General features: G+C 66.4%; 26 protein-coding genes and 1 pseudogene. 9 read left to right on the forward strand and 18 right to left on the reverse strand.

What is annotated here, in order from left to right:
* Window positions 1–92: 92 nt before the first annotated feature.
* Entirely contained in the window at window positions 93–1,301 is a 1,209-nt protein-coding gene (locus IWX65_RS00820) for an IS110 family transposase (RefSeq protein WP_442859152.1), read from the forward strand.
* 92 nt (window positions 1,302–1,393) lie between these two features.
* Here IWX65_RS00820 and groL read toward each other — a convergent pair whose 3' ends face one another.
* Together groL and groES are read right to left on the reverse strand one after the other, a co-directional pair.
* On the reverse strand, window positions 1,394–3,007 hold the full coding sequence (gene groL / locus IWX65_RS00825) for a chaperonin GroEL (RefSeq protein ID WP_196880584.1): 1,614 nt from the start codon (window positions 3,005–3,007) through the stop codon (window positions 1,394–1,396).
* Window positions 3,008–3,079: 72 nt separating this feature from the next.
* A complete protein-coding gene (gene groES, locus IWX65_RS00830) occupies window positions 3,080–3,376 on the reverse strand; it encodes a co-chaperone GroES (RefSeq protein WP_026531894.1) in 297 nt (98 codons plus the stop codon).
* Window positions 3,377–3,628: 252 nt separating this feature from the next.
* On the opposite strand from groES, the pseudogene IWX65_RS17620 reads away from it, so the two are divergent.
* Both IWX65_RS17620 and IWX65_RS17625 read left to right on the forward strand, forming a co-directional pair.
* Window positions 3,629–3,850: pseudogene (locus IWX65_RS17620) on the forward strand (GAF domain-containing protein); the annotation flags it as partial.
* A 57-nt stretch (window positions 3,851–3,907) separates the two neighbouring features.
* The gene (locus IWX65_RS17625) at window positions 3,908–4,105 is read left to right on the forward strand and encodes an ANTAR domain-containing protein (protein ID WP_334683586.1); all 198 of its coding nucleotides are present in this window, start codon (window positions 3,908–3,910) and stop codon (window positions 4,103–4,105) included.
* A 42-nt stretch (window positions 4,106–4,147) separates the two neighbouring features.
* On the opposite strand, the gene IWX65_RS17630 is transcribed toward IWX65_RS17625, so the two are convergent.
* Window positions 4,148–4,546 (reverse strand): hypothetical protein, encoded by a 399-nt coding sequence (locus IWX65_RS17630; RefSeq protein WP_334683569.1) that lies wholly within the window; start codon window positions 4,544–4,546, stop codon window positions 4,148–4,150.
* Window positions 4,547–4,558: 12 nt separating this feature from the next.
* Window positions 4,559–5,275 (reverse strand): GAF and ANTAR domain-containing protein, encoded by a 717-nt coding sequence (locus IWX65_RS00845; RefSeq protein WP_196880586.1) that lies wholly within the window; start codon window positions 5,273–5,275, stop codon window positions 4,559–4,561.
* Between the two features lie 201 nt (window positions 5,276–5,476).
* Between IWX65_RS00845 and IWX65_RS00850 the strand changes: the two genes are divergently transcribed.
* Both IWX65_RS00850 and IWX65_RS00855 read left to right on the forward strand, forming a co-directional pair.
* Window positions 5,477–6,688 (forward strand): class I SAM-dependent methyltransferase, encoded by a 1,212-nt coding sequence (locus IWX65_RS00850; RefSeq protein ID WP_196880587.1) that lies wholly within the window; start codon window positions 5,477–5,479, stop codon window positions 6,686–6,688.
* An 80-nt stretch (window positions 6,689–6,768) separates the two neighbouring features.
* Window positions 6,769–7,461, forward strand: a complete 693-nt coding sequence (locus IWX65_RS00855) for an HAD family hydrolase (RefSeq protein WP_196880588.1) — start codon at window positions 6,769–6,771, stop codon at window positions 7,459–7,461.
* A 60-nt stretch (window positions 7,462–7,521) separates the two neighbouring features.
* Here IWX65_RS00855 and IWX65_RS00860 read toward each other — a convergent pair whose 3' ends face one another.
* Both IWX65_RS00860 and IWX65_RS00865 read right to left on the reverse strand, forming a co-directional pair.
* Window positions 7,522–8,538 carry a LacI family DNA-binding transcriptional regulator gene (locus tag IWX65_RS00860; protein ID WP_196880589.1) on the reverse strand — a complete coding sequence of 339 codons (1,017 nt, stop codon included), beginning with the start codon at window positions 8,536–8,538 and terminating at the stop codon, window positions 7,522–7,524.
* A gap of 178 nt (window positions 8,539–8,716) precedes the next feature.
* Window positions 8,717–9,382 carry a GAF domain-containing protein gene (locus IWX65_RS00865; protein WP_334683570.1) on the reverse strand — a complete coding sequence of 222 codons (666 nt, stop codon included), beginning with the start codon at window positions 9,380–9,382 and terminating at the stop codon, window positions 8,717–8,719.
* A 378-nt stretch (window positions 9,383–9,760) separates the two neighbouring features.
* Between IWX65_RS00865 and ybaK the strand changes: the two genes are divergently transcribed.
* Window positions 9,761–10,249 carry a Cys-tRNA(Pro) deacylase gene (gene ybaK, locus IWX65_RS00870; RefSeq protein WP_196880590.1) on the forward strand — a complete coding sequence of 163 codons (489 nt, stop codon included), beginning with the start codon at window positions 9,761–9,763 and terminating at the stop codon, window positions 10,247–10,249.
* A gap of 15 nt (window positions 10,250–10,264) precedes the next feature.
* Here the strand turns inward: ybaK and IWX65_RS00875 are convergent, their stop codons facing one another.
* Complete coding sequence (locus tag IWX65_RS00875; RefSeq protein WP_334683571.1) at window positions 10,265–11,083, reverse strand: shikimate 5-dehydrogenase; 819 nt, start codon at window positions 11,081–11,083, stop codon at window positions 10,265–10,267.
* Between the two features lie 138 nt (window positions 11,084–11,221).
* Between IWX65_RS00875 and IWX65_RS00880 the strand changes: the two genes are divergently transcribed.
* A complete protein-coding gene (locus tag IWX65_RS00880) occupies window positions 11,222–12,361 on the forward strand; it encodes a glutamate--cysteine ligase (protein ID WP_196880591.1) in 1,140 nt (379 codons plus the stop codon).
* Between the two features lie 7 nt (window positions 12,362–12,368).
* Here the strand turns inward: IWX65_RS00880 and IWX65_RS00885 are convergent, their stop codons facing one another.
* Together IWX65_RS00885 and IWX65_RS00890 are read right to left on the reverse strand one after the other, a co-directional pair.
* Window positions 12,369–12,599, reverse strand: coding sequence for a hypothetical protein (locus tag IWX65_RS00885; RefSeq protein WP_196880592.1), 231 nt, complete (start codon window positions 12,597–12,599; stop codon window positions 12,369–12,371).
* Window positions 12,600–12,616: 17 nt separating this feature from the next.
* A complete protein-coding gene (locus tag IWX65_RS00890) occupies window positions 12,617–14,140 on the reverse strand; it encodes a SulP family inorganic anion transporter (protein ID WP_196880593.1) in 1,524 nt (507 codons plus the stop codon).
* Between the two features lie 171 nt (window positions 14,141–14,311).
* Between IWX65_RS00890 and IWX65_RS00895 the strand changes: the two genes are divergently transcribed.
* A complete protein-coding gene (locus IWX65_RS00895) occupies window positions 14,312–14,710 on the forward strand; it encodes a MerR family transcriptional regulator (RefSeq protein ID WP_196880594.1) in 399 nt (132 codons plus the stop codon).
* Window positions 14,711–14,845: 135 nt separating this feature from the next.
* Here the strand turns inward: IWX65_RS00895 and IWX65_RS00900 are convergent, their stop codons facing one another.
* From IWX65_RS00900 to IWX65_RS00910, 3 genes are all read right to left on the reverse strand, one after another.
* The gene (locus IWX65_RS00900) at window positions 14,846–16,009 is read right to left on the reverse strand and encodes a mannitol-1-phosphate 5-dehydrogenase (protein ID WP_196880595.1); all 1,164 of its coding nucleotides are present in this window, start codon (window positions 16,007–16,009) and stop codon (window positions 14,846–14,848) included.
* Window positions 16,009–17,979, reverse strand: a complete 1,971-nt coding sequence (locus IWX65_RS00905; protein ID WP_196880596.1) for a PTS mannitol transporter subunit IICBA — start codon at window positions 17,977–17,979, stop codon at window positions 16,009–16,011. The genes IWX65_RS00900 and IWX65_RS00905 overlap by 1 nt, the downstream gene beginning before the upstream one ends.
* Window positions 17,980–18,046: 67 nt before the next feature.
* On the reverse strand, window positions 18,047–18,775 hold the full coding sequence (locus tag IWX65_RS00910; protein WP_196880597.1) for a TetR/AcrR family transcriptional regulator: 729 nt from the start codon (window positions 18,773–18,775) through the stop codon (window positions 18,047–18,049).
* Window positions 18,776–18,912: 137 nt separating this feature from the next.
* Between IWX65_RS00910 and ptsP the strand changes: the two genes are divergently transcribed.
* Entirely contained in the window at window positions 18,913–20,598 is a 1,686-nt protein-coding gene (ptsP, locus tag IWX65_RS00915; protein ID WP_196880598.1) for a phosphoenolpyruvate--protein phosphotransferase, read from the forward strand.
* 5 nt (window positions 20,599–20,603) lie between these two features.
* On the opposite strand, the gene tsaD is transcribed toward ptsP, so the two are convergent.
* From tsaD to IWX65_RS00945, 6 genes are read right to left on the reverse strand one after another with little or no spacing between them, the layout of a single operon-like run.
* Window positions 20,604–21,692, reverse strand: coding sequence for a tRNA (adenosine(37)-N6)-threonylcarbamoyltransferase complex transferase subunit TsaD (tsaD, locus tag IWX65_RS00920; protein WP_196880599.1), 1,089 nt, complete (start codon window positions 21,690–21,692; stop codon window positions 20,604–20,606).
* Window positions 21,689–22,189 (reverse strand): ribosomal protein S18-alanine N-acetyltransferase, encoded by a 501-nt coding sequence (rimI, locus tag IWX65_RS00925; protein WP_196880600.1) that lies wholly within the window; start codon window positions 22,187–22,189, stop codon window positions 21,689–21,691. Before rimI ends, tsaD begins: the two co-directional genes overlap by 4 nt.
* The gene (gene tsaB / locus IWX65_RS00930) at window positions 22,186–22,851 is read right to left on the reverse strand and encodes a tRNA (adenosine(37)-N6)-threonylcarbamoyltransferase complex dimerization subunit type 1 TsaB (protein WP_196880601.1); all 666 of its coding nucleotides are present in this window, start codon (window positions 22,849–22,851) and stop codon (window positions 22,186–22,188) included. Before tsaB ends, rimI begins: the two co-directional genes overlap by 4 nt.
* A gap of 9 nt (window positions 22,852–22,860) precedes the next feature.
* Entirely contained in the window at window positions 22,861–23,412 is a 552-nt protein-coding gene (gene tsaE, locus IWX65_RS00935) for a tRNA (adenosine(37)-N6)-threonylcarbamoyltransferase complex ATPase subunit type 1 TsaE (RefSeq protein ID WP_196880602.1), read from the reverse strand.
* Window positions 23,405–24,568, reverse strand: a complete 1,164-nt coding sequence (alr, locus tag IWX65_RS00940) for an alanine racemase (protein WP_196880603.1) — start codon at window positions 24,566–24,568, stop codon at window positions 23,405–23,407. The genes tsaE and alr overlap by 8 nt, the downstream gene beginning before the upstream one ends.
* A 42-nt stretch (window positions 24,569–24,610) precedes the next feature.
* On the reverse strand, window positions 24,611–25,696 hold the full coding sequence (locus IWX65_RS00945) for a PfkB family carbohydrate kinase (RefSeq protein ID WP_196880604.1): 1,086 nt from the start codon (window positions 25,694–25,696) through the stop codon (window positions 24,611–24,613).
* Between the last annotated feature and the right edge of the window lie 28 nt (window positions 25,697–25,724).

Here is a 25,724-nt window from a genome sequence, read left to right on the forward strand (position 1 = left end):
GGGTCCTTCGTAACGTGGATGCCGACTCCTGCCGCCGTTGACCAGCCAGCACAGAACGGTGACTGTTGAACAAGGGAGCGGGTGTGGCGGTGATTCTGGATCAGCAGGACATAGACGTATTCATCGGATTGGACGTCGGGAAATCCGGCCATCATGCAGTGGCTTTGAATCGATCAGGGAAAAAGCTCTTCGATAAGGCCCTGCCCAACGACGAGACCAGGCTGCGGGAAATCCTCGCCGGTCTGTCTGGGCACGGAAGAATCCTGCTCGTCGTGGACCAGCCGGCCACCATCGGCGCACTGCCGGTCGCGGTGGCCCGGGCCGCCGGTGCAGCGGTCGGCTACCTTCCAGGCCTGGCGATGCGCAGGATCGCGGATCTGCACCCTGGCCAGGCCAAAACCGACGCCCGGGACGCGGCAATCATCGCCGAAGCCGCACGGAGCATGCCTCACACGCTGCGCTCCATCGCCCTGGATGATGAGATGCTGGCCGAACTCGGCGTGCTCTGCGGCTTCGATGACGATCTCGCCGCACAGATCACCGCGACGTCCAACCGGATCCGCGGGCTACTGACCCAGATCCACCCGGCTCTGGAACGGGCCCTTGGCCCGCATCTCGATCACCCCGCCGTGGCCGATCTGCTGACGCGGTATCCTACACCGGCTGCGTTGAAGACCGCCGGCCGAGGGCACGTCCGTGCTCGACTGAAGAAGCAGGCACCGCGGGCCGCGGAACGTCTAACGGACGCGGTCTTCGCGGCCCTGAACGAGCAAACCGTTGTGGTGATCGGCACCAGCGCGGCCGGGATTGTGCTGCCGAAACTGGCCGAACAACTCCTGTCGCTGCGGCACCAGCGCGACGACATTGCCGCCCAGGTTGAAGCCCTCGTGGAGGCCCACCCTCTTTACCGGGTCCTGACCTCGATGCCCGGCGTCGGCGTCAGGACCTGCGCCCGCATCCTGACCGAAGTGACCAGCAAACACTTCGCCAGCGCCGCCCACTTGGCGTCCTACGCCGGCATTGCCCCCGTCACCCGGCGCTCCGGGACGTCGATCCGGGGTGAACACACGAGCCGGCGCGGGAACAAGAAACTCAAACGCGCCCTGTTCCTCTCCGCCTTCGCGGCCCTGCACCACCCGCCGTCGCGCGCCTACTACGACCGGAAACGGGCCGAGGGCAAACGTCACAACCAAGCCCTCATCGCCCTCGCACGCCGACGCTCTGACGTACTCTTCGCCATGCTCCGCGACGGAACCCTCTACCAGGACCCCGAACCACGGAACCTGCCATCAGCAGCTTGACGAAAACCATAGAGGCACCCTCCCACCCAAAAACGCCCGGCCGGGGATTCCCCGGCCGGGCGTTTCGCGTTCTTTTGCGCTAGAGGTTTGCCCTAGTGGCTGTGGCCGTGACCGTCTTTGTCGCTCTCCTCGGGCTTTTCGACCACCAGTGTTTCGGTGGTCAGCACGAGGGCAGCGATCGAGGCTGCATTGCGCAGCGCCGAACGGGTGACCTTCACGGGGTCGATGATGCCCGCGTCCACCAGGTTCTCGTACTCGCCGGTGGCAGCGTTGAAACCGAAGCCGACTTCGAGGTCCGTGACACGCGCAACCACCACGTAGCCCTCGTGTCCGGCATTCTCCGCGATCCAGCGCAGGGGCTGGGCGAGTGCCCGGCGCACGAGACCGACGGCCGTGGCGGCGTCGCCCTCGAGTGCAAGGACGTTGGGGTCGGTGTCGAGCGCCTTGCCGGCGTGAACCAGCGCGGAACCGCCACCTGCAACGATGCCCTCTTCGAGAGCTGCTCGGGTGGAGGAGACAGCATCCTCGATACGGTGCTTCTTCTCCTTGAGCTCCACCTCGGTGGCTGCGCCGACCTTGATGACTCCCACTCCGCCGGCGAGCTTCGCCAGACGTTCCTGGAGCTTCTCGCGGTCCCAATCGGAATCGGTGCGCTCAACCTCGGCGCGGATCTGGGCGACGCGGTCGGCGACGTCGGATTCGCTGCCGATGCCGTCCACAATGGTCGTCGTGTCCTTGGTGACCGTGATGCGGCGAGCGGAGCCCAGCACCTCAAGGCCCACCTGATCGAGCTTCAGGCCGAGATCCGGAGATACGACCTGCGCGCCCGTCAGTGTCGCAATGTCCTGCAGCATCGCCTTGCGGCGGTCGCCGAAGCCGGGTGCCTTGACGGCAACCACGTTCAGCGTGCCGCGGATCTTGTTCACCACGAGGGTCGAGAGCGCTTCGCCATCGATGTCCTCGGCGATGATGAACAGCGGCTTTCCTGCCTGCAGCGCCTTCTCGAGCAACGGCAGGAACTCCTGCAGCGACGAGATCTTGCCCGAGTTGATCAGGATCAGCGCATCTTCGAGCACTGCTTCCTGGCGCTCGGCGTCGGTGACGAAGTACGGCGAGAGGTAGCCCTTGTCGAACTGCATCCCTTCGGTGAGGACGAGCTCGGTCTGCGTCGAGGATGACTCCTCGATGGTGATGACGCCGTCCTTGCCGACCTTCTCGAAGGCCTCGGCGAGCAGGTCGCCCACCTCGGTGCTCTGCGCGGAGATCGAGGCGACGTTGGCGGTCTGCTGGCCGACGACTTCCCGGGCGTTCTCGAGGAGGCGCGCGGCTACTGCCTCGACTGCCACCTCGATACCGTGCTTGAGCTGGCCGGGAGCTGCGCCCGCAGCAACGTTCCGCAGACCCTCCTTGACCAGGGCCTGAGCCAGCACGGTTGCCGTGGTGGTTCCGTCACCGGCAACGTCATTCGTCTTGGTCGCTACTTCCTTGGCCAGCTGCGCACCAAGGTTCTCGTAGGGATCGTCCAGTTCGATCTCGCGGGCGATCGTCACACCGTCGTTGGTGATCGTGGGAGCACCCCACTTCTTGTCCAGCACGACGTTGCGGCCGCGCGGACCGAGCGTCACCTTGACGGTGTTCGCCAGCTTGTCCACGCCGGCCTCGAGGGCACGGCGGGCGGCATCGTTGAATTCCAACTGCTTTGCCATTGTTGATTCCTTTCAGGCTTGTGCAGCGAGAAAAACCCCGGCCAGTCGAGGCCGGGGTTCCTCTCAGATGGACTACTTAACGACGATCGCCAGAACGTCGCGAGCGGAAAGGACCAGGTATTCCTGGCCTGCATGCTTGACTTCGGTTCCGCCGTACTTCGAGTAGATGACGATGTCACCCTCGGCGACGTCGACGGGGACGCGGTTGCCGTTGTCGTCAACGCGTCCCGGCCCAACTGCTACGACTTCGCCCTCCTGGGGCTTTTCCTTGGCGGTATCCGGGATGACCAGACCGGAAGCAGTGGTCTGCTCGGCTTCCAGTGGGCGGACAACAATACGATCCTCGAGAGGCTTAATAGAGACCGACACTCGGGCTCTCCTTTGCATTCGTTACTAATGGAATGTGGCCGTCGGGATGGCGCTGACCGTCGTCGCGGTGCCAGCTGGCGCTTCCCTCGGGGTTAGCACCCTCCTACTGAGAGTGCTAACCCCGACTTTATGCATTCGTTAGCACTCGGTCAAGGCGAGTGCCAGAGAACGAGCGCCGGGGCCGGCAGGACAGGCCCGCCGAACGCGGTGAAATGCCATTGATACAGTCGCTCAGCAGTCGGACAGCAGAGGGCGGCGCTGGAAGGCAGGGCCTACCTCGTCCAGGACTTCCAGGAAGACGATTGGTTTCCCGGCTACAGCCAGGCCATCGCCGAGCATGGAATCCGGTCGGCCCTGGCGCTACCCATTCACCTGCAAGGTGACACCCGGTCGGCATTGACCATCTACTCACCGAATGCGTCCGCTTTCGACTCCTCAGCGGTTGCCGCTGCGCAGGGAGTCGCGAGCGAGGCGTCAGCCTCCCTGCGCCTGACCATCCGCATCACCCGCCTGACCGATTCAGGAGAGAACCTGAGGGCGGCGATGGAATCGCGAACCGCCATCGACCTGGCGGCAGGAGTGTTCATGGCACAGAGCCGGTGCAGCCAGGACGCTGCGATGGCCATTCTCAAAGCCGCTTCGAATACCCGCAATACCAAACTCCGCGATGTCGAGGCGGCGGTCCTTGCCTCAGTCGGACAGGACTCAGTGACCACGCACTTCAGTTGACGGACCCCGGCAGGTCGCGGACGGGCGGGAAGACCCGGATCGTCAGCGGCCGTCCGTATTTCCGCGCTCCGCGTTGCTGTCAGTGGACTCCAGTCCCTGCGGGCCTGCTTCTCCGGAACCGTTCAGCTGATCCCCGGAAAATGTACTGTGGGTACCGCGGTCATCGACGTCCGATTCGATGCCATTCTCCTGGTCGTCGCTGTAGGGTGCGCGCAGGGGCGGCGGAAGTTCGTCGATCAGCTCGTTCGCCGCATGGGCGAGGAGGTCCCGCTGCAACGGGGGCAGGAGAATCAGTCCGCTGAGGTAGGCCTCCACCTCGTATTCACCGACCCTGCCGCCGATCGCGAAGAACCGGAGCCACAGTTCGCCGACCGTGTACCCCGCCTGTTTCACGGCCGCTGCAAGCAACAGGTGCTGATCTTCCTCCCCAGTGGAGCCCATCGAACCTACTCCTTACGATTCCGGACCGGTCAGGTGGTCCACCAGCTGTTGGGCGGCTTCATCCATCGTAATCTTCAGGCGCTTGGCCCTTTCGATGATTTCCGTGTGCGCCTGTTCCTCCGCCATACCCCGTCCGCCCATGAGTATTCCCTTGGCCAGACCGATCACGTCCCTTGTCCGAAGGGCCGCAAGGAGCTCATCGGTGATCTGCTGCGGCGTTTCAGTGGTCTGCACGTGACCCAGGAGGGCTGCAGCGGGAACGGCAAAACGGAGGAGCAGGGCCTCGGTGGCGGCATCGAAGGCGGAAGGCTCAGCTGAATACACTTTGATCGCCCCAAGATGATCCTGCCCGCGCAAGAGGGGGACACTGACGCAGGACCGCACCGGCCCCTGGGAAACTGCAGCGTTCCACTTCCGCCAACGGGGCTCCGTACGGGTATCGTCGATGCGCATGGGCTCGCCGGTCGCCCAGGCGCTCAGGCACGGGCCCTCACCCAGCTCGTACTGCATGTCGTCAGCCTGACTGACCAGGGCATCGGTGGAACCGGTGCTGATCCGCTGACCGTTCCGGACCAGGGTGACCCCGGCACCGATTGCTCCCGGAATTCCCTCCTTCGCGGCCTCGGCGAGGAGATCAACGGCATGGTTGACGGTCTCCGCGGTGAGGAGGAGACCCTTGACCCGCCCGAAGACGACTTCGATCTCGTTGAGGGATGAATTGGTTGCCACGGACGGCCTTACAATTTGAAGAGCCGCGCGCTCTTGCCCGGCAGGTGGAGGCCCTCTGCTGGACCCTGCTGATCCGAACGAATCCGCCAGGTTCAGTATTACCAGTCTAGCCTCTGCGAAGGTTCACGGGTGAAAAAGCGCCCCGATCCGACAGGTATCCGAAAGGGGTCCGGACCGTCTCTGTCGCCTAGGCTGGAGCCCATGGCCACCGACAACATCGCCCCGATCCTGACGCCTGAGGGGTGGGAGCTGCTGAACTCGCTCGGCCCGTATTCCGAAGAGGAAAGCCTCCGCCTGAGTGAGCAGCTGCGGAAGGCAGGGCACCCCCCCGATGTCGTCTCCGCAGCCCTCACGCAGTCACGGCTGCGGGCGAAGGCGCGGGCGAAGTTCGGCCCCTTCGCCGAGCGCATGCTCTTCACTACCGCCGGGCTGGAACAGGCCACGCGCCTGAGTGTGGCAGCCCGGCATGCCCAGCGCTTCGTCGAAGCCTCCCTGGTGCGCGTGGCCGACCTCGGGTGCGGACTCGGAGCAGACAGCATGGCCCTGGCCACGCTCGACCGCGAGGTCACCGCCGTCGAACTCGATGAGACCACGGCCGCTGCCGCCACCATGAACCTGCTGCCCTGGGCGAACGCGAAAGTGGTCAACGCGGACGCCGAGTCGATCGACGCGTCGGCGTACGACGGCGTCTGGCTGGACCCCGCGCGCCGCAGCACCTCGTCCTCAGGCACCACCCGCATCTTCGATCCGGAGGCGTTCTCTCCACCGCTGTCCTTCGTGGAGAAACTCGCCGACGGCGGCACCCCGGTGGGAGTCAAGATGGGTCCCGGTATTCCCCACGAGGCGGTGCCGGCCGGGTGTGAGGCCCAGTGGGTGTCGGTGGACGGCGACGTGACCGAAGTGTCCCTCTGGTTCAATGCGCTGCGGCGTCCGGGTATCCGCCGGGCTGCGCTGGTTATCAGCGTCCACGGTGCAGCCGAGCTGACGAGCGCCGCCGACTTCGGGGAGGGACCGGACGCGCCCCTGGGGCCGGTGGAGGGCTATCTCTACGAGCCCGACGGCGCCGTGATCCGGGCGGGGCTCGTGGCCGACGTCGCACTCCAACTGCGCGGCCACCTGCTGGATCCGAGAATCGCGTACGTGTGCGCGCCCACACTGGTCGGAACCCCGTTTGCACGGGCCTATCGAATTCTTGAGGTGCGTCCCTATAACATCCGGAGCCTCAAGGCCTGGGTGCGCTCGGAAGGAATCGGCGTGCTGGACATCAAGAAGCGGGGCACCGCCGTCACGCCTGAGGAGGTGCGTCGCCAGCTGCTCGCAGGCTCCGGCAAGGGGAAGAAGAAGGCCACCCTGGTGCTGACGCGGATCGACGAGGATCGTGTGGCTATCGTGGTGGAGCCGGTCCTACCATGAGTACGTGATTTCGGGAATCCTGGTCACTTCGCGAGGGACTTCGTAGAGTCGGATCAAAATCCCCCAACGGAAGAAGGACCATGACTGACAGCCCCGAACGCGGCGTCCTGTTCGACGTCGACGGCACCCTTGTCGACACCAACTACCTGCACACCATCGCCTGGTGGCAGGCGTTCCGCCGTTTCGGCCACGATGCCCCGATGGCGGAGATCCACCGGGCGATCGGCATGGGCGGGGACAAGCTCATCGGGCATCTCCTCGGCTCCGACAGGGACGCGTCCCAGGACGGCGAGCTGGAGTCGACCCACGGTGCGATCTACTCGAGCTACTGGCCATCGATACGTCGCTTCGAGGGCGCACGCGAACTGCTGCAGCGCTGCGCCGGGAAGGGACTGGGTATCGTCCTGGCATCGTCCGCATCGAAGCAGGAACTGGCCGTCATGCGGACGATCATCGACGCGGACGACGTGCTTGCGGGAGCGACGTCGTCATCCGACGCCGAGAACAGCAAGCCCTCGCCCGACATCCTGCGCGCAGCGCTCGACACCGCCGGACTCCTGGCCGAAAACGCGGTCTTCGTGGGCGACGCCGTGTGGGACGTCCTTGCAGCCAAGGAGCTCGGCATCCCCACCATCGCGGTGGAGTCCGGCGGCACGAGTGAGGCGGAACTGCGGAACGCCGGCGCTGTCGAGGTGTATGCGGATGTTGCCGAGCTGCTCGCCGCCTTCGACGACAGCGCGCTGCACCGCCTTGGCGAAGAGCGGGAGAAATGAAGCGTTTCCAGGTTCCGCGGAACCAATCCGGCGCTGAGCGCCGCGGATTCGCCGACTCTCCTAGGCGGAATCGCGCCACACCACCGTGGTATCGAGCACGCGCACAGGGCTGGGGAGCCCCCTGATCTGGGCAAGGACAAGCTGGGCGGCAGTACGCCCCAGAAGGTCCGCCGGCCGTCGGATCGTTGACAATTGCGGCCTGCATCGTAGCGCCCAGCTGCTGTCGTCGAAGCCCACGATCCCGACGTCGTCGGGCACTCTGCGCCCGCTCTCCTGCAGCGCTGTCATGGCCCCGGCGGCCACCGCGTCGGAGGCTGCGAACACGCCGTCGATCTCGGGGCAGCGACGCAGCAGTTCCTGCATGCCCTCGAGCCCGTAGCCGTAAGTGTAAAGGGGAAACCGAACAACGAGCTCGGGGTCGAAGCGGGTCCCGAGGGCAGTCCTGAAGCCCGAAAGACGGTCCTGTCCCGAGTCCCTGTCCAGGGCGCTCGCGATCATGCCGACACGCTTCCGGCCTGTCCCGACGAGTCTTTCGGTGATTTCCCGGGCAGCGGCCGCGTTGTCGATGGCCACGTACGGAAAATCGGGCGTTCCCGGCGGACGGCCGACGAACGCCGCAGGCAGCCCGAGGTCGTGGACGGCCGAGGCGATAGGATCCGAGGCCCGCGTCGAGACGATGACTGCACCGTCGACCAGCCCTCCGCTCAGGTACTCCGTCACCCTGCGGCTGTCACGGTCGGAATCGATGATCAGGGAGACCAGCTGGTAGTCCGCCTTGGACAGCACCTCATGGGCGCCGAGCAGGATCGATCCGATGTTGGGATCCTCGAACAACAGGGAATGCGGCTCGTGGATGATGAGCGCGATGGCACGGGATTCCTGCAGCACGAGGTTACGGGCTGCGGTATTGCGCACATACCCCACCTGAGCGATCGCATTCTCGACGGCGGAACGCGCCTCCGGCGACACATACCGCTCACCGTTGACCACCCGGGAGACCGTTCCCCGGGATAGCCCCGCTGCTGTGGCGACGTCGTTGATGGTCGCCCGACGTATGCGGGCGCGGGAGGGCGGCATGTCCGTATTTTAGCCGAACACGGCCGGCCGATCGGCGTGTGTCGGCGGACCCGGGGCCTCCCGGACGAGGGAAAGCGTATGGATCAGCCTCACCTCGTCGGTGAGGCCCCGGGCAGGAACCAGGACCGATCAGGGACGACCGATGGGGCTGGATTTGAGTGAGCCCTGGACAACGATGTCAGGAGTCGTCATCCTGAACCCACCTTGCGCCAAGGTCCAGTTCGCACTGTGCGGCTTCGGCCAGGAGCCGCAGGGCCGCCTCGTCATCGGCCGAGAAATCCCGGGGTTTCTGGTCGATGATGCATAGGGTTCCGATGGTCCAGCCGTTGGGCCCTCGGAGCGGATAACCGGCGTAGAACCGGATATGCGGCTCCCCCCGCACGAGCGGATTGTTCTTGAACCGCTCATCCGCCTGTGCGTCATTGACGATGAGGGGCCCTGCGTTGCGGATGGTGATATTGCAGAACGAGAGCTCGCGCGGCGTGTTCTGTCCCACCGGCCCCACCACCGACTTCAGGTACTGCCGGTAGCTGTCGATCAGGGAGACGGTCGATGAGCTTACACCGAACTGTTCCCTGGCTTGGCGGGTGATGCGGTCGAATCTCTCCTCTGCAGGAGTGTCCAGCAGCTTTGTCCGCCGAAGGGCGTCCACCCGTTCCTCCTCCGCTTCCCCGGGCGTCAGCAGGAAAGCGCCGGCGGCCCCCAGCGCCCTGCGCGCCCGGCTTGGCGTATCCTGCTCATCGCGCCTTTCGCCGTAGGGTACCCGCACGCTTGACGATGTTTCCTCCAGGATTTCATTGACGGCACTGGCGAGGGTATCCCGTTCCGCGGCCGGCAGGTCCAACAGCCCGCGAAGGTAGGCCTCGATCTCGATCTGCGCGAGGGCCCCCCCAATCCGAAATACTGGATCCAGATTTGCTCGGGGTCCAGCCGCGCGTCGGTGGCCGCAGCAAGAGTGAGTTGCTGCTGCGTCTGACCATCCACGCAAGGCACTCCAAATACATTGTTCCCAGTTGGAGCAGCAGTCCTGCCGAGAGCCCGCGGGCCGTGATGAAGTCGACAGGCAGGGCCATTGTGTGTTCCGCCCCTATCCAGCACGCGGGCACGGGTGGCCCGCGGCCCCGCCGGAGCGCATACTTCCGATCATGCCCAACTATCCGGTCCACGGCCCTGCGTCCCCCGATCAACCGGAACCCACCCGCCTCGAAGAGGTCCGTGCGGAGTGAGGGACAAGAAAGCCGCCCCTACCCCGGCAGCATCGGCAGCGTCAGCCGCGGGGATCGAATTCCTTCTCCGCACCTACGCGCATGACTCCGCCGGCGTCGCGTTCGGGCCCGAGGCGGCCGCTGCCCTTGGTGAAGATCCGCGGCGCGTCTTCAAGACGCTCATGGCCATGGCCGACGGCGTCATGGTGGCCGCCGTCGTGCCGGTGAACCGCCAGTTGGACCCCAAGGCTCTAGCCGCGTTCCTGGGAGCAAGGAGGGCCGCCATGGCAGACCCGATCGCGGCCCAACGGCGAACCGGGTATGTACTCGGCGGGATATCCCCCCTCGGCCAGCGGCACCCGTGCCCGGTGGTGATCGATGAGTCAGCTCTCGGATTCGATACCGTCCTGGTTTCGGGAGGAAGACGCGGACTCGAGATCGAGCTCAGCCCGGCTGACCTCGTGAGAATCACTTCAGCGCAGGTCGCGCGGATCGCAGCCCCCTAGCTTTCCGGCCCCCTGTCAGAGCTCCTGCCGCGAGAATTCTCCTGCAGCCACCACCTGGTCGGGCGTGGGACGCCGTCCGGTATAGAGCACGAACTGCTCCTCGGCCTGCAGCGCCACCACCTCCGCTCCGGTGATGACCGGTTTTCCGGCAGCCCGCGCGGCCCGGATGAGCGGAGTCTCCGAGGGCAGGGCGACGACGTCGAACACCACCTGGGCGGCATCGATGGTCGCAGCGGGGAAGGACACCGTGGAGGCGTCAGCGCCTGTCATGCCCAGCGGCGTGACATTGATGAGAAGGTCGGCCGTGGAGCCGTCCACGTCCGCCTGCCAGCCGAAGCCGTACAGACCGGCGAGCGCCCGTCCTGCCCTCTCGTTGCGTGCCACCACCGTGACGGCGGCGAAGCCCGCGTCCCGGAGGGCCGCGACGACCGCCTTCGCCATTCCGCCCGAGCCGCGCACGAGCACCGTGGAACTGGCGGGCACCCCGTGGGACTCAATGAGCCGTGCGACGGCAAGGTAGTCGGTGTTGTAGGCGGTGAGGACGCCGTCGTCATTCACGATGGTGTTCACCGAGTCTATGGCACGCGCGGAGCCGTCCAGCCGGTCCACGAGCGCGATGACCTCCTCCTTGAAGGGCATGGAGATCGCGCAACCGCGGATCCCGAGCGCCCGCACACCCCCGATGGCTGCGGGCAGGTCCGTGGTGGTGAAGGCCTTGTAGACGTAGTTCAGGCCCAGCTCGTCATACAGGTAGTTGTGGAAGCGCGTGCCGATGTTGCTGGGCCGCGCGGCCAGTGAGATACACAGGGTCATGTCCTTGTTCAGTATTGGCACCCTGCCATTGTCCCCTGTCTTCGGGCCGTGTCGCCGGGAACCGGGCGGACCAGACTAATATTGGGTCAGTTCTCTTCCGCGATGGCGCTACCGAGGCATTCATCCACCTGCAGTCCGGTACGGTCAGGAGCCACCCCCTTGAAGATCGATTTTGCGAAGTCCTCCCAGTCGACGCTCGGCGTCGAATGGGAACTGGCACTGGTTGACCGGTACAACGGCGAGCTGGTGTCGGTTGCCGATGAAGTGCTCCGCGGGGTCAGCGACCGTCATCCGGAGCTGCAGGATGACGAGGAGCACCCACACATCAAGCAGGAACTGCTGCTCAACACCGTTGAACTCGTGACGGGCGTCTGCACTACCGTGTCCGAGGCGAAAGCGGACCTCGCACGCTCGCTCGCCGCGGTGCGGGAGGTCACCGACCCGATGGGAGTGGAGCTTTTCTGCGCCGGCTCGCACCCCTTCAGCGCACCGCGCTCCCAGCAGGTCACCGACAAGGAACGCTACTTCAAGCTGATCGACCGGACCCAGTGGTGGGGCCGCCAGATGGTGATCTACGGGGTGCACGTCCATGTGGGGCTCGACTCACGCGACAAGGCGTTGCCGGTGGTTGACGGGCTGGTCAACTACTTTCCGCATTTCCAGGCGCTCTCCGCATCCTCGCCCTTCTGGGGCGGTGAGGACACCGGCTACGCATCGCAGCGGGCACTCATGTTCCAGCAGCTTCCCACCGCGGGACTGCCGTTCCAGTTTCCGGACTGGACCGCCTACGAGGCCTATGTCCAGGACATGTTCACCACCGGTGTGATCGACACGGTCAGTGAGATCCGGTGGGACATCCGGCCCGTCGGGAACCTCGGCACCGTGGAGATGCGGGTGTGCGACGGCCTGTCCACCCTCCAGGACGTGGGGGCGGTGGCCGCCCTCACGCAGTGCCTCGTGGACGAGTTCTCCTCCACGCTCGACGACGGCGGGACCATTCCCACCATGCCGCCCTGGCATGTCCAGGAGAACAAGTGGCGAGCCGCCCGTTACGGCCTCGACGCCATCATCATCCTCGACGCCGCGGGCAGGGAGCAACTGGTCACCGAGCACCTCACCGAGGTCCTCAATCGGCTCGAGCCGGTAGCGGCGAAGCTGGGCTGCAGCGCGGAGCTCGCCGACGTCGAAACCATCCTCACGCGCGGCGCCGGCTACCAGCGCCAGCGACGCGTGGCGGCGGAGAACGGCGGCGACCTGCGCGCCGTCGTTCTTGACATGGTGCAGCAGCTGCGGCCCTGAGAGCCGTTCAGCGTCCGCGCAGCTGGTCCCCGGAAGGGTGGTCCGAGGGCGAGTCCTCGAGCCCTAGATTCCCGGCGACCGTTTCGACGGCCGGCGAGTCATCCGGCACCGCCTGGTTGGCGATGTAGTCCACCTGATCCGCCTGGCTGAGGGAGTCGTCCTCCTGGATCTCCTCGATGCCGGAGCTGTCCGGAGTGACGTCGTCGCCGGTTGAATTGTTGTTCGGATCGCTCGTCATGCACCGAGCGTACGCCACTAGTGGCCGCTTCCGAGTTTCCCGCCGAGCCGTTCCCGCATCAGCGTGGAGGCCTCGTTGAGGCCGACGATTTCCACGTCGGTCCCGTGGTGCCGGTACTTCTCCTGAATGGCATCGAGTGATGCGATGGTGGAGGCATCCCAGAGGTGCGAGCCGTGCAGATCGATGGTCACCGAGGAGGGGTCGGTGGCGTATTCGAACTGGGTGTAGAGGTCGTTGGAGGATGCGAAGAAGAGCTCACCGTTGACGGTATAGGTTGCGTGCTGTTGCCCGTTGACGGTGTCCTCGGTGCGCTCGACGGTGACGAAGTGGGCGACCCGGCGGGCGAACGCCACCATGGCCGCGAGCACGCCGACGCCCACGCCGATCGCGAGGTTATGGGTCCAGACGGTCACGATCACGGTGGCGAGCATGACCGTGGTCTCGCTCTTGGGCATCCGCTTCAGCGTGGAGGGCTGGATGCTGTGCCAGTCGAAGGTGGCGATCGCGACGAAGATCATCACCGCGACCAGTGCCGCCATGGGGATCAGCGCGACGATGTCGCCGAGGGCGACGACGAGGATGAGCAGGAACATGCCGGCCAGAAAGGTGGAGATCCGGGTGCGGGCGCCGGAAGCCTTGACGTTGATCATGGTCTGGCCGATCATCGCGCAGCCGCCCATCCCACCGAAGAACCCGGTGATGATATTGGCGGCTCCCTGTCCCCAGGATTCGCGGGTCTTGTGGGAGCGGGTGTCGGTGATGTCGTCGACGAGCTTGGCGGTCATGAGGGATTCAAGCAGACCCACAGCGGCCAGCGCCAGGGAGAACGGCGCGATGATCTGCAGGGTTTCGAGGTTCAGCGGGACGTCGGGAAAGAAGAGCGAGGGAAGACTGTCAGGAAGTTCTCCCTTGTCGCCCACGGTCGGAACGAGGACGTTCGCGAGGACTGCGAAGACGGTGAGGACGACGATCGCCACCAGGGGTGCGGGCACGGCGCGGGTGAGGCGTGGAAGCCCGAAGACGATGAGCAGTCCGACGGCGGCCATGGGATACACGAGGAACGGGACGCCGATGAGTTCGGGAACCTGGGACAGGAAGATCAGGATGGCCAGGGCATTGACGAAGCCCACCATCACCGAGCGGGGGATGAACCGCATGACCTTCGCCACGCCGGCCACTCCCAGGAGAACCTGGATGGCGCCACCGAGTATGACGGCGGCCAGAAAGTAGTCGACGCCGTGGCTGGCCACCAACGGGGCGATCACGAGCGCGACGGCACCGGTCGCGGCGGAGATCATGGCGGGCCGTCCACCGAGGAAGGCGATGCTGACGGCCATGGTGAAGGAGGCGAACAGGCCGAGGCGAGGGTCCACACCGGCGATGATGGAAAACGCGATCGCCTCCGGAATCAGCGCCAGCGCCACGACGAGGCCGGCAAGGACCTCGGTTTTCAGCAGGCGTGGTGACCGCAGGGTCCGCATGACGGACTGCCGTTCGAGGGGCGTCAGTTCAGGGGACGTGGAAAGAGTTGATGAAGACATACGTCAGGTTCCTTCGAGCAGTCGTACAGGGTTCAGTGTCATCGCCACGGCGGGCGGAAAAAATGGCCACACGCCGCTGAGCAGGAAGGGTCTGGTTCCTGTGCCTGACCGAAGCTGAAACCTACTCTAACGTAATGTTAGTGTTGGACGAAACCTGAGGAGCTGGCGGTCATGAGCAATACCCCTGTAAGTACTGAAGGGCGGACCATGCATATCGGTGAGCTCGCGGAGCGGACGGGGCTCTCGTTGCGGACCATCCGTCATTACGACGAGGTGGGGATCCTGCCGGCAACCGCACGCACCGAGGGCGGTTTCCGGGTCTACACCGAGGACGACCTCGAGCGCCTGATGGTGATTCGACGAATGAAACCTCTCGGATTCACGCTCGAGGAGATGACGGACCTCCTGACGGTCCTTGACGCCCTTCAGGAGGAAAAGGATCAAGCACGCGCCCTGGAACTGCGCCGAACACTCGCGGCGTTCCGGGACGCGGCGACGGATCGGCGGGCAAAAATGGTCGAGACCCTTGCCCGCGCCGACGAATTCATCGATATCCTGGCGAAGTACTAGTTGGCGAAGTATCAGGCCGTGCTTCCTTGCCCGGAATCTTCCTCACCGGGTGGGCGCGTCATCACTCGAGCAGGGCTCCACCATTCGCCAGGCGAAGGGTGCGGTGCCGGCTGATCGCCCGCACCGCGCCGCCCTCTATGCCGAGGCCGCGCCGGAATCCGCCTGCGCCCGGCGTACCAGCTCGAGGACGTGCCGGTACAGCGGATGCCCTGGCTCCAGCCCGCTGACCGACGTCGTCGCCTCCTCGGGCGTTTCGCTTCGGAGGATCCCGGCAAGCGCCTCGACCTCAGGATCAGCGGGATCCCGGAAAGCGAGCGCTGCCAGCATGGCCGACAGCAATCCCGACGGAACCACTCCCCGCTCCGCCAGCTCGGCGGCTGGACCGACGAACCGCTCGTTGCGGCCCAGCTTGCGCAGCGGCGCCCTGCCTACCCTCTGCACGGTGTCCGGTAGATGCGGGTTCGAGAACCGGTGCAGGATCTTCTGCACGTAGGCTTCCTGCTCCTCGGGGTCGAACCCGTGCTTGTCCACGAGCAGCTGTTTCGTCTCGTCGAGCACAGCACGGACCTGCCCCGCCACCTCCAGGTCGGCCATCGCGTCGGACACTTTCTCCAACCCTGCCGCGTAGCCGAAGTAGGCGCAGGAAGCGTGGCCCGTGTTCACGGTGAAGAGCTTGCGCTCGATGTACGGAGCCAGGTCGTCGACATAGGTGGCGCCGGGAATGGCCGGCTCGGCGCCGGCGAACGGCGTCCGATCGATGACCCACTCGAAAAAGGTCTCCACCGTGACGTCCAGCCCCTGGCCGGGGGCCTGGTTCGGCACGATGCGGTCGACTGCCGTGTTGGCGAAGACCGCCCGTTGCGCCAGGTCCCCCTCGGAACCCGGATCGGCGTTGACGATCTCCTTCCGCAGCAGGTCCGTCGCGTTGATGGCGTTCTCGCAGGCCATCACCTGGAGCGGATCCTGCCCGCCCGACCGCCCGGCGATCCCCGCAGCAATGACGGGAGCGAGGAACTTCAGGACGTTGGGCCCCACGGCGGTGGTCACCATGTCCGCCGATGCGATCTCGGCGACCACCGCTGCTTCCTGTGTTCGTGAATTCAGCGCACGGTAGTTGTCCACCCGCTTGACCGCCGGCGCCTCTCCCACCTCGTGCACGTCATAAGCTGGTGTCGAGGCGAGCTGGTCGATCAGGGCGTCGGCCACGTCGGCGAAAACCACCTCGTAGCCCGCCTCGTGGAGGAGCAGTCCCACGAATCCGCGGCCGATGTTCCCGGCTCCGAAATGGACGGCCTTCACTAGGCGTTGACCTTCCCGAAGAGCGCAAGCACTTCATCAACCGTGGTCGCGTTCTCGAGTTGCGCCACCTGTTCCTTGTCGGAGAAGACGCGGGCGATCGCCGAGAGGATGGACTGGTGCTCGTTGTTCCGGCCTGCCACTCCCACCACGAACTTGACCTGCTTGCCGTTCCAGTCGATGCCTTCGGGGTAGCGGATGATGGACACTGCCGAACGCTTGATGAGGTCCTTGGCGTCATTGGTGCCGTGCGGAATCGCCAGGAAATTGCCCATGTAGGTCGGGACGGACTTCTCCCGCTCGTGCATGGCTGCAACGTACCCGGAGTCCACCGCACCGCGTTCGACCAGCAGGCGGCCGGCCTCGTTGATGGCGTCCTCCTGCGTGGTTGCCCTGCCGTCCAGAACGACGCTCTCCTCAGCGAGGACATCGTGGGCGGCACTCCCGGAGTCGGCCTCGGACGCTACCGCGGCAGGCGTCGGGTTCTTCGGATCGACCCCACCCCCGGCTGCCGCGCTGGCACGGACCAGTTCCACGATCTCGTCATAGCGCGGGCTGTTCATGAAATTGTCGACTGCGACGTGCGTTGCGCCCTGCGTCAGGGGCTCGGCGCGGGCGGCAAGATCCTGGTGCGTCACGACGACATCGTAGTCGTCCTTCAGGTTGGCGATGGCGAGGTTCGTGACCTTGACGTCCGGGAACCCGGCTGCCCTGATCTTGTTGCGGAGCACCGAGGCGCCCATCGCGGAGGAGCCCATCCCGGCGTCGCAGGCGAACACGATGTTGCGGATTGGTCCGTCGGTGGCTGCCGAGGAGCGGAAGTTGCCCGCCACGGAGCTCTTCTTCCCCTTGAGGCCTTCCATCTTCGTGGCGGCAGCCGCGATGTCGCCGTCGTCCTGGTTCTTGCCCGTCTTGAGGATGACGGAAGCGACGAGGAAGGACACGGCCGTTGCGAGCACGACAGACAGAGCCACACCGAAGTAGCTGTCACGGGCGGTCTGGGCGAGCACTGCGATAATGGATCCCGGAGCGGCGGGTGCCACCAGGCCGGCATTCGTGATGCTCAGGGTTGCGATGCCCGTCATGCCGCCGGCGATAGCGGCGAGGATGAGCAGCGGGCGCATCAGCACGTACGGGAAATAGATCTCGTGGATGCCACCGACGAAGTGGATGATGGCGGCACCGGAAGCGGATGCCTTGGCGGCGCCGCGACCGAAGATCATGTAGGCGAGCAGGATTCCGAGGCCTGGACCAGGATTGGCCTCGAGCAGGAACAGGATCGACTTGCCCTGGTCCAGCGACTGCTGGACGCCCAGCGGGGTCAGGACGCCGTGATTGATGGCGTTGTTGAGGAACAGGACCTTCGCCGGCTCGATGAAGATGCTGGTGAGCGGCAGCAGGCCGTTGTTGACCAGGAACTGGACCACGTTGCCCGCCCCCGTGCTGAAGGCCTGCACCAGCGGGGAGACGCCGTAGAAGCCGATCAGCGCCAGCAGCGCACCCCAGATCCCGGCGGAGAAGTTGTTCACCAGCATCTCGAAGCCCGGCCGGATCTTGCCGTCCCAGATCGCGTCGATCTTCTTCATGGTCCAGCCACCGAGCGGGCCCATGATCATGGCTCCGATGAACATCGGGATGCCGGCACCCACGATGACGCCCATGGTGGCGATCGAACCCACCACGCCACCGCGGACGTCGTAGACCATCCGGCCGCCGGTGTAGGCGATCAGGAGAGGCAGCAGATAGGTGATCATCGGTCCCACGAGGCCAACGTTCGCCACGCCGTCGGTCTCGCCGAATCCGCCGAGCTGCGGAACAGGGAGCCACCCCGCTTCGATGAAGAGGGCCGTGACGAGGCCCCAGGCGATGAAGGCCCCGATGTTGGGCATGATCATTCCGGACAGGAATGTCCCGAATTTCTGAACGCGGACCCGGGCGCTGGTGCCGGATCTCGCTTCGGTCTGTGTTGCCACTTTATGTCCTAACCGCTACCCCTGCAGCATCGCAGGGTGGAATGGATATCTGGATCGATCTGGTGAATCAGGTGCCGGTCCTCGACGAGATGCGTTGCAGCCATTCGAGGAACAGCTTGAGTTCCGAGCTGGAGAGCTGGTCCGGATGGGACGACTGCAGCGCGGCGTTGAGTGCGATGGCCGCCACCACCACCGAGGGGCTGCCCTCGGTGTCGGTCACCGGATCAGCTTCCGAATCGGTGGCGACGGCGGAAAGAACTGCCTCCCGCGTCATCGCCGACAGGTCGAGGTTCCGCTTGGCCGCGGGCTCCGCGATCAGCATGAGCGTGACGCCGATATTGGCGGCGAGCATGCTGCGTGCTGCCTCATGCGGAGAGACGACCAGCCGTGCGGCAGCCGCCGCCTTGTCGAGCACCTCCTCGAGGAACGCCTCCGCACTGGCGACCATCGAGGGGCGGCGCTCCGGGCGGATGTTCCCGAACATCACGAGGTAGAGGTGCGGATGGTCGAGGCCGAACTGCACGTGGTTGTCCCAGTGCCGCCGGAGGTCCTCGACCGGTTGGCCTGACGACGCCAGGTTGCGCTCCCGTTCGAGATATTCACTGAAGCCCTCGGCGACCACGGCGTCGAAGAGGCCCTCCTTGTCCCCGAAGTGGTGGTACAGGGTGGGAGCGGTGACACGGGCAAGCTGGGTGACCTGCCGGGTGGATACCGGCGCCCCGTTGGACTCCGCCAGCAGCGAGGCAGCAGCCCTCAGGAGCCTCGTCTTAGGAGGAGGTTCGCCGGCGAATTTCATGCCTGCTACCGTAGCATCTATAACGCTGATATATGAAGTGCATCACAAAACTTTCTTCGCCGAACCCCTGCACTAGCCGCTTCACCCTGCAGAATGGTTCTGGATGACAAGCACCAGCAAGGAAACGAGGACGTTCAATGCAGAATTTTTCAGGGGTGGGCGTAAGTCCCGGCCGCGTGATCGGAACCATCCGCCATATGCCGGAGTCGATCAGCGAACCACCCGTCGGTGAGCGCCTTGCGGACCCTGACGCGGCGGAGGAGGCCATCGAACTGCTGCGCGCGGCGTCGAAGTCGGTCCAGGAGAAGCTGAAATCCCGTGCGGCGGCCGCGAAGGGTGACGGCAAGGCGGTCCTCCAGGCCACCTCACTCATGGCCGCCGACCCCATGCTCCTCAAGGCGGCGGGCAAGCTGATCCGTGGCGGGTCCTCTCCCGAGCGCGCTGTGTGGGAAGCCGGTGCGTCTGTTGCGGAGATGCTCCACAATCTCGGCGGCTACATGGCCGAGCGCACGGCCGACGTCCTCGACGTCCGCGCCCGCATCGTGGCCCAGCTACGCGGCCTGCCTGCGCCCGGCATTCCGGCGTCGGACACCCCCTTCATCCTCGTGGCGGAAGACCTGGCGCCCGCCGACACGGCGACCCTCGACCCCGAGCTTGTGCTGGCACTCGTCACCTCGGGCGGCGGACCCCAGTCCCACACCGCCATCATCGCGCGTTCCCTCGGCCTTCCCGCAGTGGTGGCGGCGAACGGCGTCGGAACGCTCGACGAGGGCAGCACCGTCTTCGTGGACGGCGCCGCAGGCCGGATCATGCTGGATCCCGGCGACGACGAAGCGGCGGCCGCTGAAGCGTATGCGGCAGCGGCGTCGGCGCTCGCGGTGTTCGACGGCACCGGAGTCACGGCCGACGGGCATGAGGTACCGCTCCTCGCGAACGTGGGCGGCGCGAAGGATGCAAGGGCTGCCGCCGACGCCGGGGCACAGGGCGTCGGCCTGCTTCGGACCGAGTTCTGCTTCCTCGAGCGGGACACCGAGCCCACCGGGGATGAGCAGATCGCCGCCTACAAGGGCGTTTTCGATGCCTTCCCCGGCAAGAAGGTGGTGGTGCGCACTCTTGACGCCGGCGCCGACAAGCCACTCCCGTTCCTGACCGATTCCACCGAGCCGAACCCCGCGCTCGGGGTGCGGGGCTACCGCACCGATCTGACCTCGCCCGGTGTCCTCGAGCGGCAACTCACCGCGATCGCCGACGCCGCCGCACAGTCCTCCGCGGAGGTCTGGGTGATGGCGCCCATGATCGCCACCGCGGAGGAGGCCGCGGCCTTCGCGGCGATGTGTGCCGCCGCCGGCCTGAAGACGCCGGGAGTGATGGTCGAGGTGCCCTCGGCGGCACTGACCGCAGCAGCGATCCTGTCGGAGGTCGAGTTCGCAAGCCTCGGCACCAACGACCTCACCCAGTACACAATGGCCGCCGACCGCCAGCTCGGGTCCCTCGCCGCGCTCAACAACTCATGGCAGCCGGCCCTGCTTCGCCTCGTTCAGCTGACCGTCGAAGGCTCAGCGGCCGAGGGTTCCAACAAGCCCGTCGGGGTGTGCGGAGAGGCTGCCGCCGACCCGGCCCTCGCCGTCGTGCTGGTGGGTCTCGGCGTCTCGACGCTGTCGATGACGTCACGCGCACTGGCGGGGGTAGGTGCCGTGCTGGGCAGCGTCAGCCTCGAGGACGCCCGGAAACTCGCGGCGATCGCGGTCGGCTCCCCGACCGCTGACGAGGCGCGGGCTCGGGTGAGGGCCGAACTTCCGGTGCTGGAGAGCCTGGGACTGTAACTGCCCTAGCTCAGCGGTGGGAGCAGGATGCTCGTGACCGGCAGGGAGGAATCGGTGGCGAAACCGATACCGCTCGGCGTGGCGCCGGCCAGAACGAGCTGCGCGCCGAGGGCGGCCACCATGGCGCCGTTGTCGGTGCACAAGGACGGCGGGGGCACGGTGAGCTCGATGCCCGCCGCCGCGCAGCGCTCGGCGGCGAGCCCGCGCAGGCGTGCGTTCGCCGCGACTCCCCCACCCAGCAACAGGTGGCTGATGCCGTTCTCGGTACAGGCGAGGACGGCCTTGGCGGTGATGACGTCCGCCACGGCCTCCTGGAAGGACGCCGCGATGTCGGCTACCGGGACCGGTTGCCCGGTGGCTTCGAAGTGTTCGACGCTGCGCGCCACCGCGGTCTTCAGTCCGCTGAAGGACCAGTCGTAACGGTGCGGCCCGGGCTGTTCCGGGGAGCCCATGTACTTGGGCTGGGTGAGCCCGCGGGGGTAACGGATGGCGGTGGGGTTCCCCTCTGCGGCCAGCCGGTCGATCGCGGGACCGCCGGGGTAGCCGAGGCCCAGGATCCGGGCCGTCTTGTCGTAGGCCTCGCCCGCGGCGTCGTCGATGGTCGACCCGAGCAGCTCCACGTCGGTGGCGATGCTGCCCACCCGCAGGATCTCGGTGTGTCCGCCGGAAACCAGGAGCGCGCCGAGTCGAAGGGGAAGCCCCTGCGGGAAAGTGCCGCCCAGCATTCCGACGCCCACGTGCGCCACCAGGTGGTTGATCGCGAAGAGCGGCTTGCCGGTGGCCACGGCGAGCGCCTTCGCCGCCGAGACTCCCACCATGAGGGCGCCGGAGAGCCCAGGCCCGGCGGTCACGGCAATGGCGTCGACGTCCTCGAGGGTGACGCCGGCGTCGCCGAGGGCCTGCCGGAGCGTCGGGACGAAGGCATCAAGGTGTGCACGTGATGCGATCTCGGGGATGACACCACCGAAGCGCACGTGCTCCTCCATGGACGAGGACACCGTGTTGGCGAGTAGCCGGGTGCCTGCCACCAGCCCCACGCCTGTTTCGTCGCACGAGGATTCGATGCCGAGTACGAGGGGTTCGGTGCGGTTCATCGGCCGTCCTCCGGGATGGTTCCGGACGGATTCCGGGGGCGTGCATTCGGGAAAGGAAGTGCCAGCCGCATGATCCAGGCGTCGACGCCGTCGCGGTAGTACCTCCGACGGGTGTGGATGCGCTCGAAGCCGAAGCGGGTGTAGAGCTGCTGGGCGCGCGGGTTATCGGCGCGCACCTCCAGCATCACATTGTCAGCACCCCGCCGGGCCGACTCGGCGAGGAGTTCGGTGAGCAGTGCCCGTCCGATACCCCTGCCTTCGAACGCGGGCAGCACACCGATGGTCTGGATGTCCGCGGTGGTGTCCACGCACATCAGACCCGCGTAGGCGACCATCGCGCCGTCGACCTCGGCCACGACGTACCGCCGGGTGTCGGGCTGGAAGAACTCGTCGTAGAACATCTGGAGCGGCCAGGCATCGACCGGGAAGAGCTCGTTCTCAAGCCGCCCGACAGTAGCGATGTCCTCGAAGGTCAGGTCCCGCAGGGTGAAACTCACGGGATTGCCCTCTTTCGCGGCCCGGGGACTTTCGCGTCGGATTCCCGCAGGTACAGCGGCGTCGTGTCGCGGAGGAGAAGTCCCTGCCGGAGGCTTCGCTCCGCAACGAGTCCCACGGAGGCGGCGTCGGGGTTTACGGCGGCGAACCCGGGCACGGCCGCCAGGACGCTCGAGTACAGGCCTGCTCCGCGCCCGTACGCCGGCAGGTCCGGCAGGGTCGCAGCGGCTCCCACGTGCGGGCCGTCCAGCAGGGAGGGAAGCCCTTCCCCTCCCCAGGCGTACCGGGCCCAGTACACCTCCGTGCGGCGCGCGTCGGTGGCGACCAGGAATTCGGAGCCCTCGGGGCCGTCCGCGCGCGCATCATAAGCAATCGCGTCGAGGCTCATCACGCCGTGCAGCGGCACCTCCCACACGAAAGCCAGGGTGCGCGCCGTCACCAGGCCGGCACGGAGACCGGTGAACGGTCCCGGCCCCACCCCGGCGACGACGGCGTCGAGGTCCCGGCCAGCAACCCCTTCCGCATCAAGGAGGTCCTGCAGGGCGGGGGCCAGCACCTCGGCGTGGGCGCGGGTGTCGGTGCCGAAGAACCGCTGTGCCACTCCGCCGTCCCTCAGGAGCGCGGCACTGGCCGCGGCGGAGGTGTCGAGGGCAAGGATGAGCACCAGTACAGCCTAATCGAGCAGCAGCGACGCCGGTTGCCCGGCTGACCAGCGGGGCCCGTAGGCGGTGATGCTGATGTGCCGGAGTTCGTCGGCGTCGTCGTCGAACGTCACCGGAGTTTCCGGATCGGGTCCGGGGCCCGGGACGAGCCCGCCGCCCACCGGCCGGGTGATGGCGATATCGAGCCGGCTCGCCGTGAGGTGCTCAACGCGGCCCGCACCCCACTCGATGACTGTGACGCTGGTGTCCAGCGTCGCTTCGAGGTCGAGGTCGTCGATTTCGGCGGCGGATTCCAGCCGGTAGGCGTCCACGTGGACCAGGCCCGGCCCGTCGCCGAGGTTCGGGTGCTGGCGGACGAGGACGAAAGTGGGAGAGATGATTCCCTCCCGGACGCCGAGCCCGCGTCCGAGGCCCTGCGTGAAGGTGGTCTTGCCGGCGCCGAGTTCACCGGACAGGACGAGCAGATCGCCGGCCAGGAGGTCGACCGCAAGCTGCCGGGCGAGCTCCTTGAGTTCCTCCGCCGACCGCACCTGACGCTCAACGGTCCATGCCGGCCTATTCATCGGTTGGCGTTTCGTTGAGGTAGATCCGGGGTACCCGGCTGCTGATCCTCGTGACCACCTCGTAGTTGATCGAGTGCGACGCCGCCGCCCAGGCCTGGACTGACGGTGCGTCGTTCCCTCCGAAGAGAACGGCCCGGTGGCCCAGCGGGCTCTCGTCAGAGTCGGCAAGGCCGTCCGCGCCGAAATCGATCACCAACTGGTCCATCGCAATCCTGCCGACCACGGGGTAGCAGCGTCCATCCACCATCACCGGCGCACCGGTGGCGATCCGCGGAACGCCGTCGCCGTAACCCACCGGGATCAGGCCGAGGGTGGTCCGTTCCGCTGTCCGGTACGTGAATCCGTAGGACACTCCCTGCCCCGCAGGAACCTCCTTGCAGTTGGCAACCGACGTCGCGAGGGTCATCGCGGGGCGCAGGCCGAGATTCTCCGGAGTCTGGTCGGCGAACGGGGACAGCCCGTAGATCCCCAGGCCGACCCTCACCAGGTCGAAGTGGCAATCCGGGCGGGAGAGCGTTGCCGGGGTATTGGCAAGGTGGCGCACCTCCACGTCCACCCCGCAGTTTTCCGCGACCGCCACCGCTTCGCGGAAACGCCGCAACTGGTCGTCGGTCTCCGGCCGCTCGGGTTCGTCGGCAACCGCGAGATGCGAGAAGATGCCCACCACCCTCAGGAGGCCCTCCTCCTGGTACTCGAGGGCTTTGCCGAGCAGGGCGTCCCACTGCTCCGGCGGACAGCCGTTCCGGCCGAGTCCGGTGTCGATCTTCAGATGGACCCGCGCAGGGCGTTCGAGGGACCGTGCGGCGGCCACCACGTGCTCGAGCTCCCAGCCGGAGACGCCGAGGTCCACGGAGGTCTCGATACCGGCGGCGAAGTCGGAGCCGGGAGTATGGAGCCAGGCGAGCAGCGGCGCTTCGATTCCTGCTTCCCGGAGCGCGACGGCCTCCGCGATGTGCGCCACCCCCAGCCACGCTGCACCTGCTTCGATCGCCGCCCTGGCCACGGGCACCGCACCGTGGCCGTAGGCATCGGCCTTCACTACTGCCATGACCCTCGCGGGACCCACCAACCGAGCGATATGGCGGACATTCGACCGGACGGCGTCGAGGTCTATTTCTGCGCGGCGGTCAGCCTGGACCGGACTTGGAAAACTCACTGGCCCATTCTGTCACTGCGCCTGCTTCCTTGACACTCTCGGCTACGCGTCCGAATGCCGCGCGATGGTGGCCGACGCGCGGCGGACGGCCTCGAGGGGCACATCCGACACCAGGTCCTCCAGAAAGGCATAGCGACGCAGCCACTGCTTGCGGACGCCGTCGCGCTCGGCGCTCATGCGGTGCCACCAGTCGGCGATGTCCCCCCAGCCCGGCGCGGCCAGCGATCCCCCCACATGCTGGATGGAGAGCGAGGCACACAGGTTGGCGAAGCTCAACCGGTCAGCGAGCGGCAGCCCCAGGAGATCGGTCACCACGAAGCCTGCACTGAAGCAGTCACCGGCGCCGGTGGGATCGTACGCAGCGACGGGAAGCGCCGGCACCCACTCCTCTTCGCCCGTCAATGAGTCGATGGCCATGGCGCCGTGCTGCCCCACCGTCACCACCGCCACGGGGACGCGGTCCGCGAGCGCGTACAGCGCGGCCCAGGGGTCGTCCGTCTGCGTGTAGGCCATCGCCTCGGCTCCATTGGGCATGAAGGCGTGGAAATACTCGAGTGAGCACAGGGTTTCCGGAGCCCACTTTCCGGCAGGATCCCACCCCACATCGCCGAAAAGCTTGGTTCCGTTGGCGCTCGCCGCACGCGCCCAGCGTTCGACCTCCAGCTCGACCCCGACGACGGCGGCGCGGCAGCGCGGCGGGTCGCCGATCAGCGTGGAGGCGGAGAGGGGCGACGGGTGGCCGTGGGTCACCATGGAGCGGTCGCGGTGCACCGACAACGAGACGGTGACGGGCGAGTGCCAGTTCTCGAAGACCCGGGACCGCGACAGGTCGACGTATTCCTGATCCTGGAGGATGTTCCAGTTGGACTGCCCGTACCCGTCGTCCCCGAAGGCGGCCGCCAGCGTGGTCCGAAGCCCCAGTCTGCTCGCAGCGATGGCCTGGTTCGCGATCCCTCCCGGGCTCGAACCCATGCCGTCGGTCCACACTTCGGTGCCGGGTGACGGCAGTTGCTCGAGTCCGGTGAAAATGATGTCGAAGAACACCTGGCCCGCGAGCAGCAGGTCGAATTCGGGTTCCTCACTGGTCCGCCGGCCGGCCAGGGGGTCGAAGCGGTGCTGATGAACCATGTACGGCACAATACTCGTAGGCTGCACC

Origin of the sequence: Arthrobacter sp. CAN_A214 (assembly GCF_015751955.1) — a bacterium.
Lineage (GTDB): Bacteria > Actinomycetota > Actinomycetes > Actinomycetales > Micrococcaceae > Arthrobacter_D.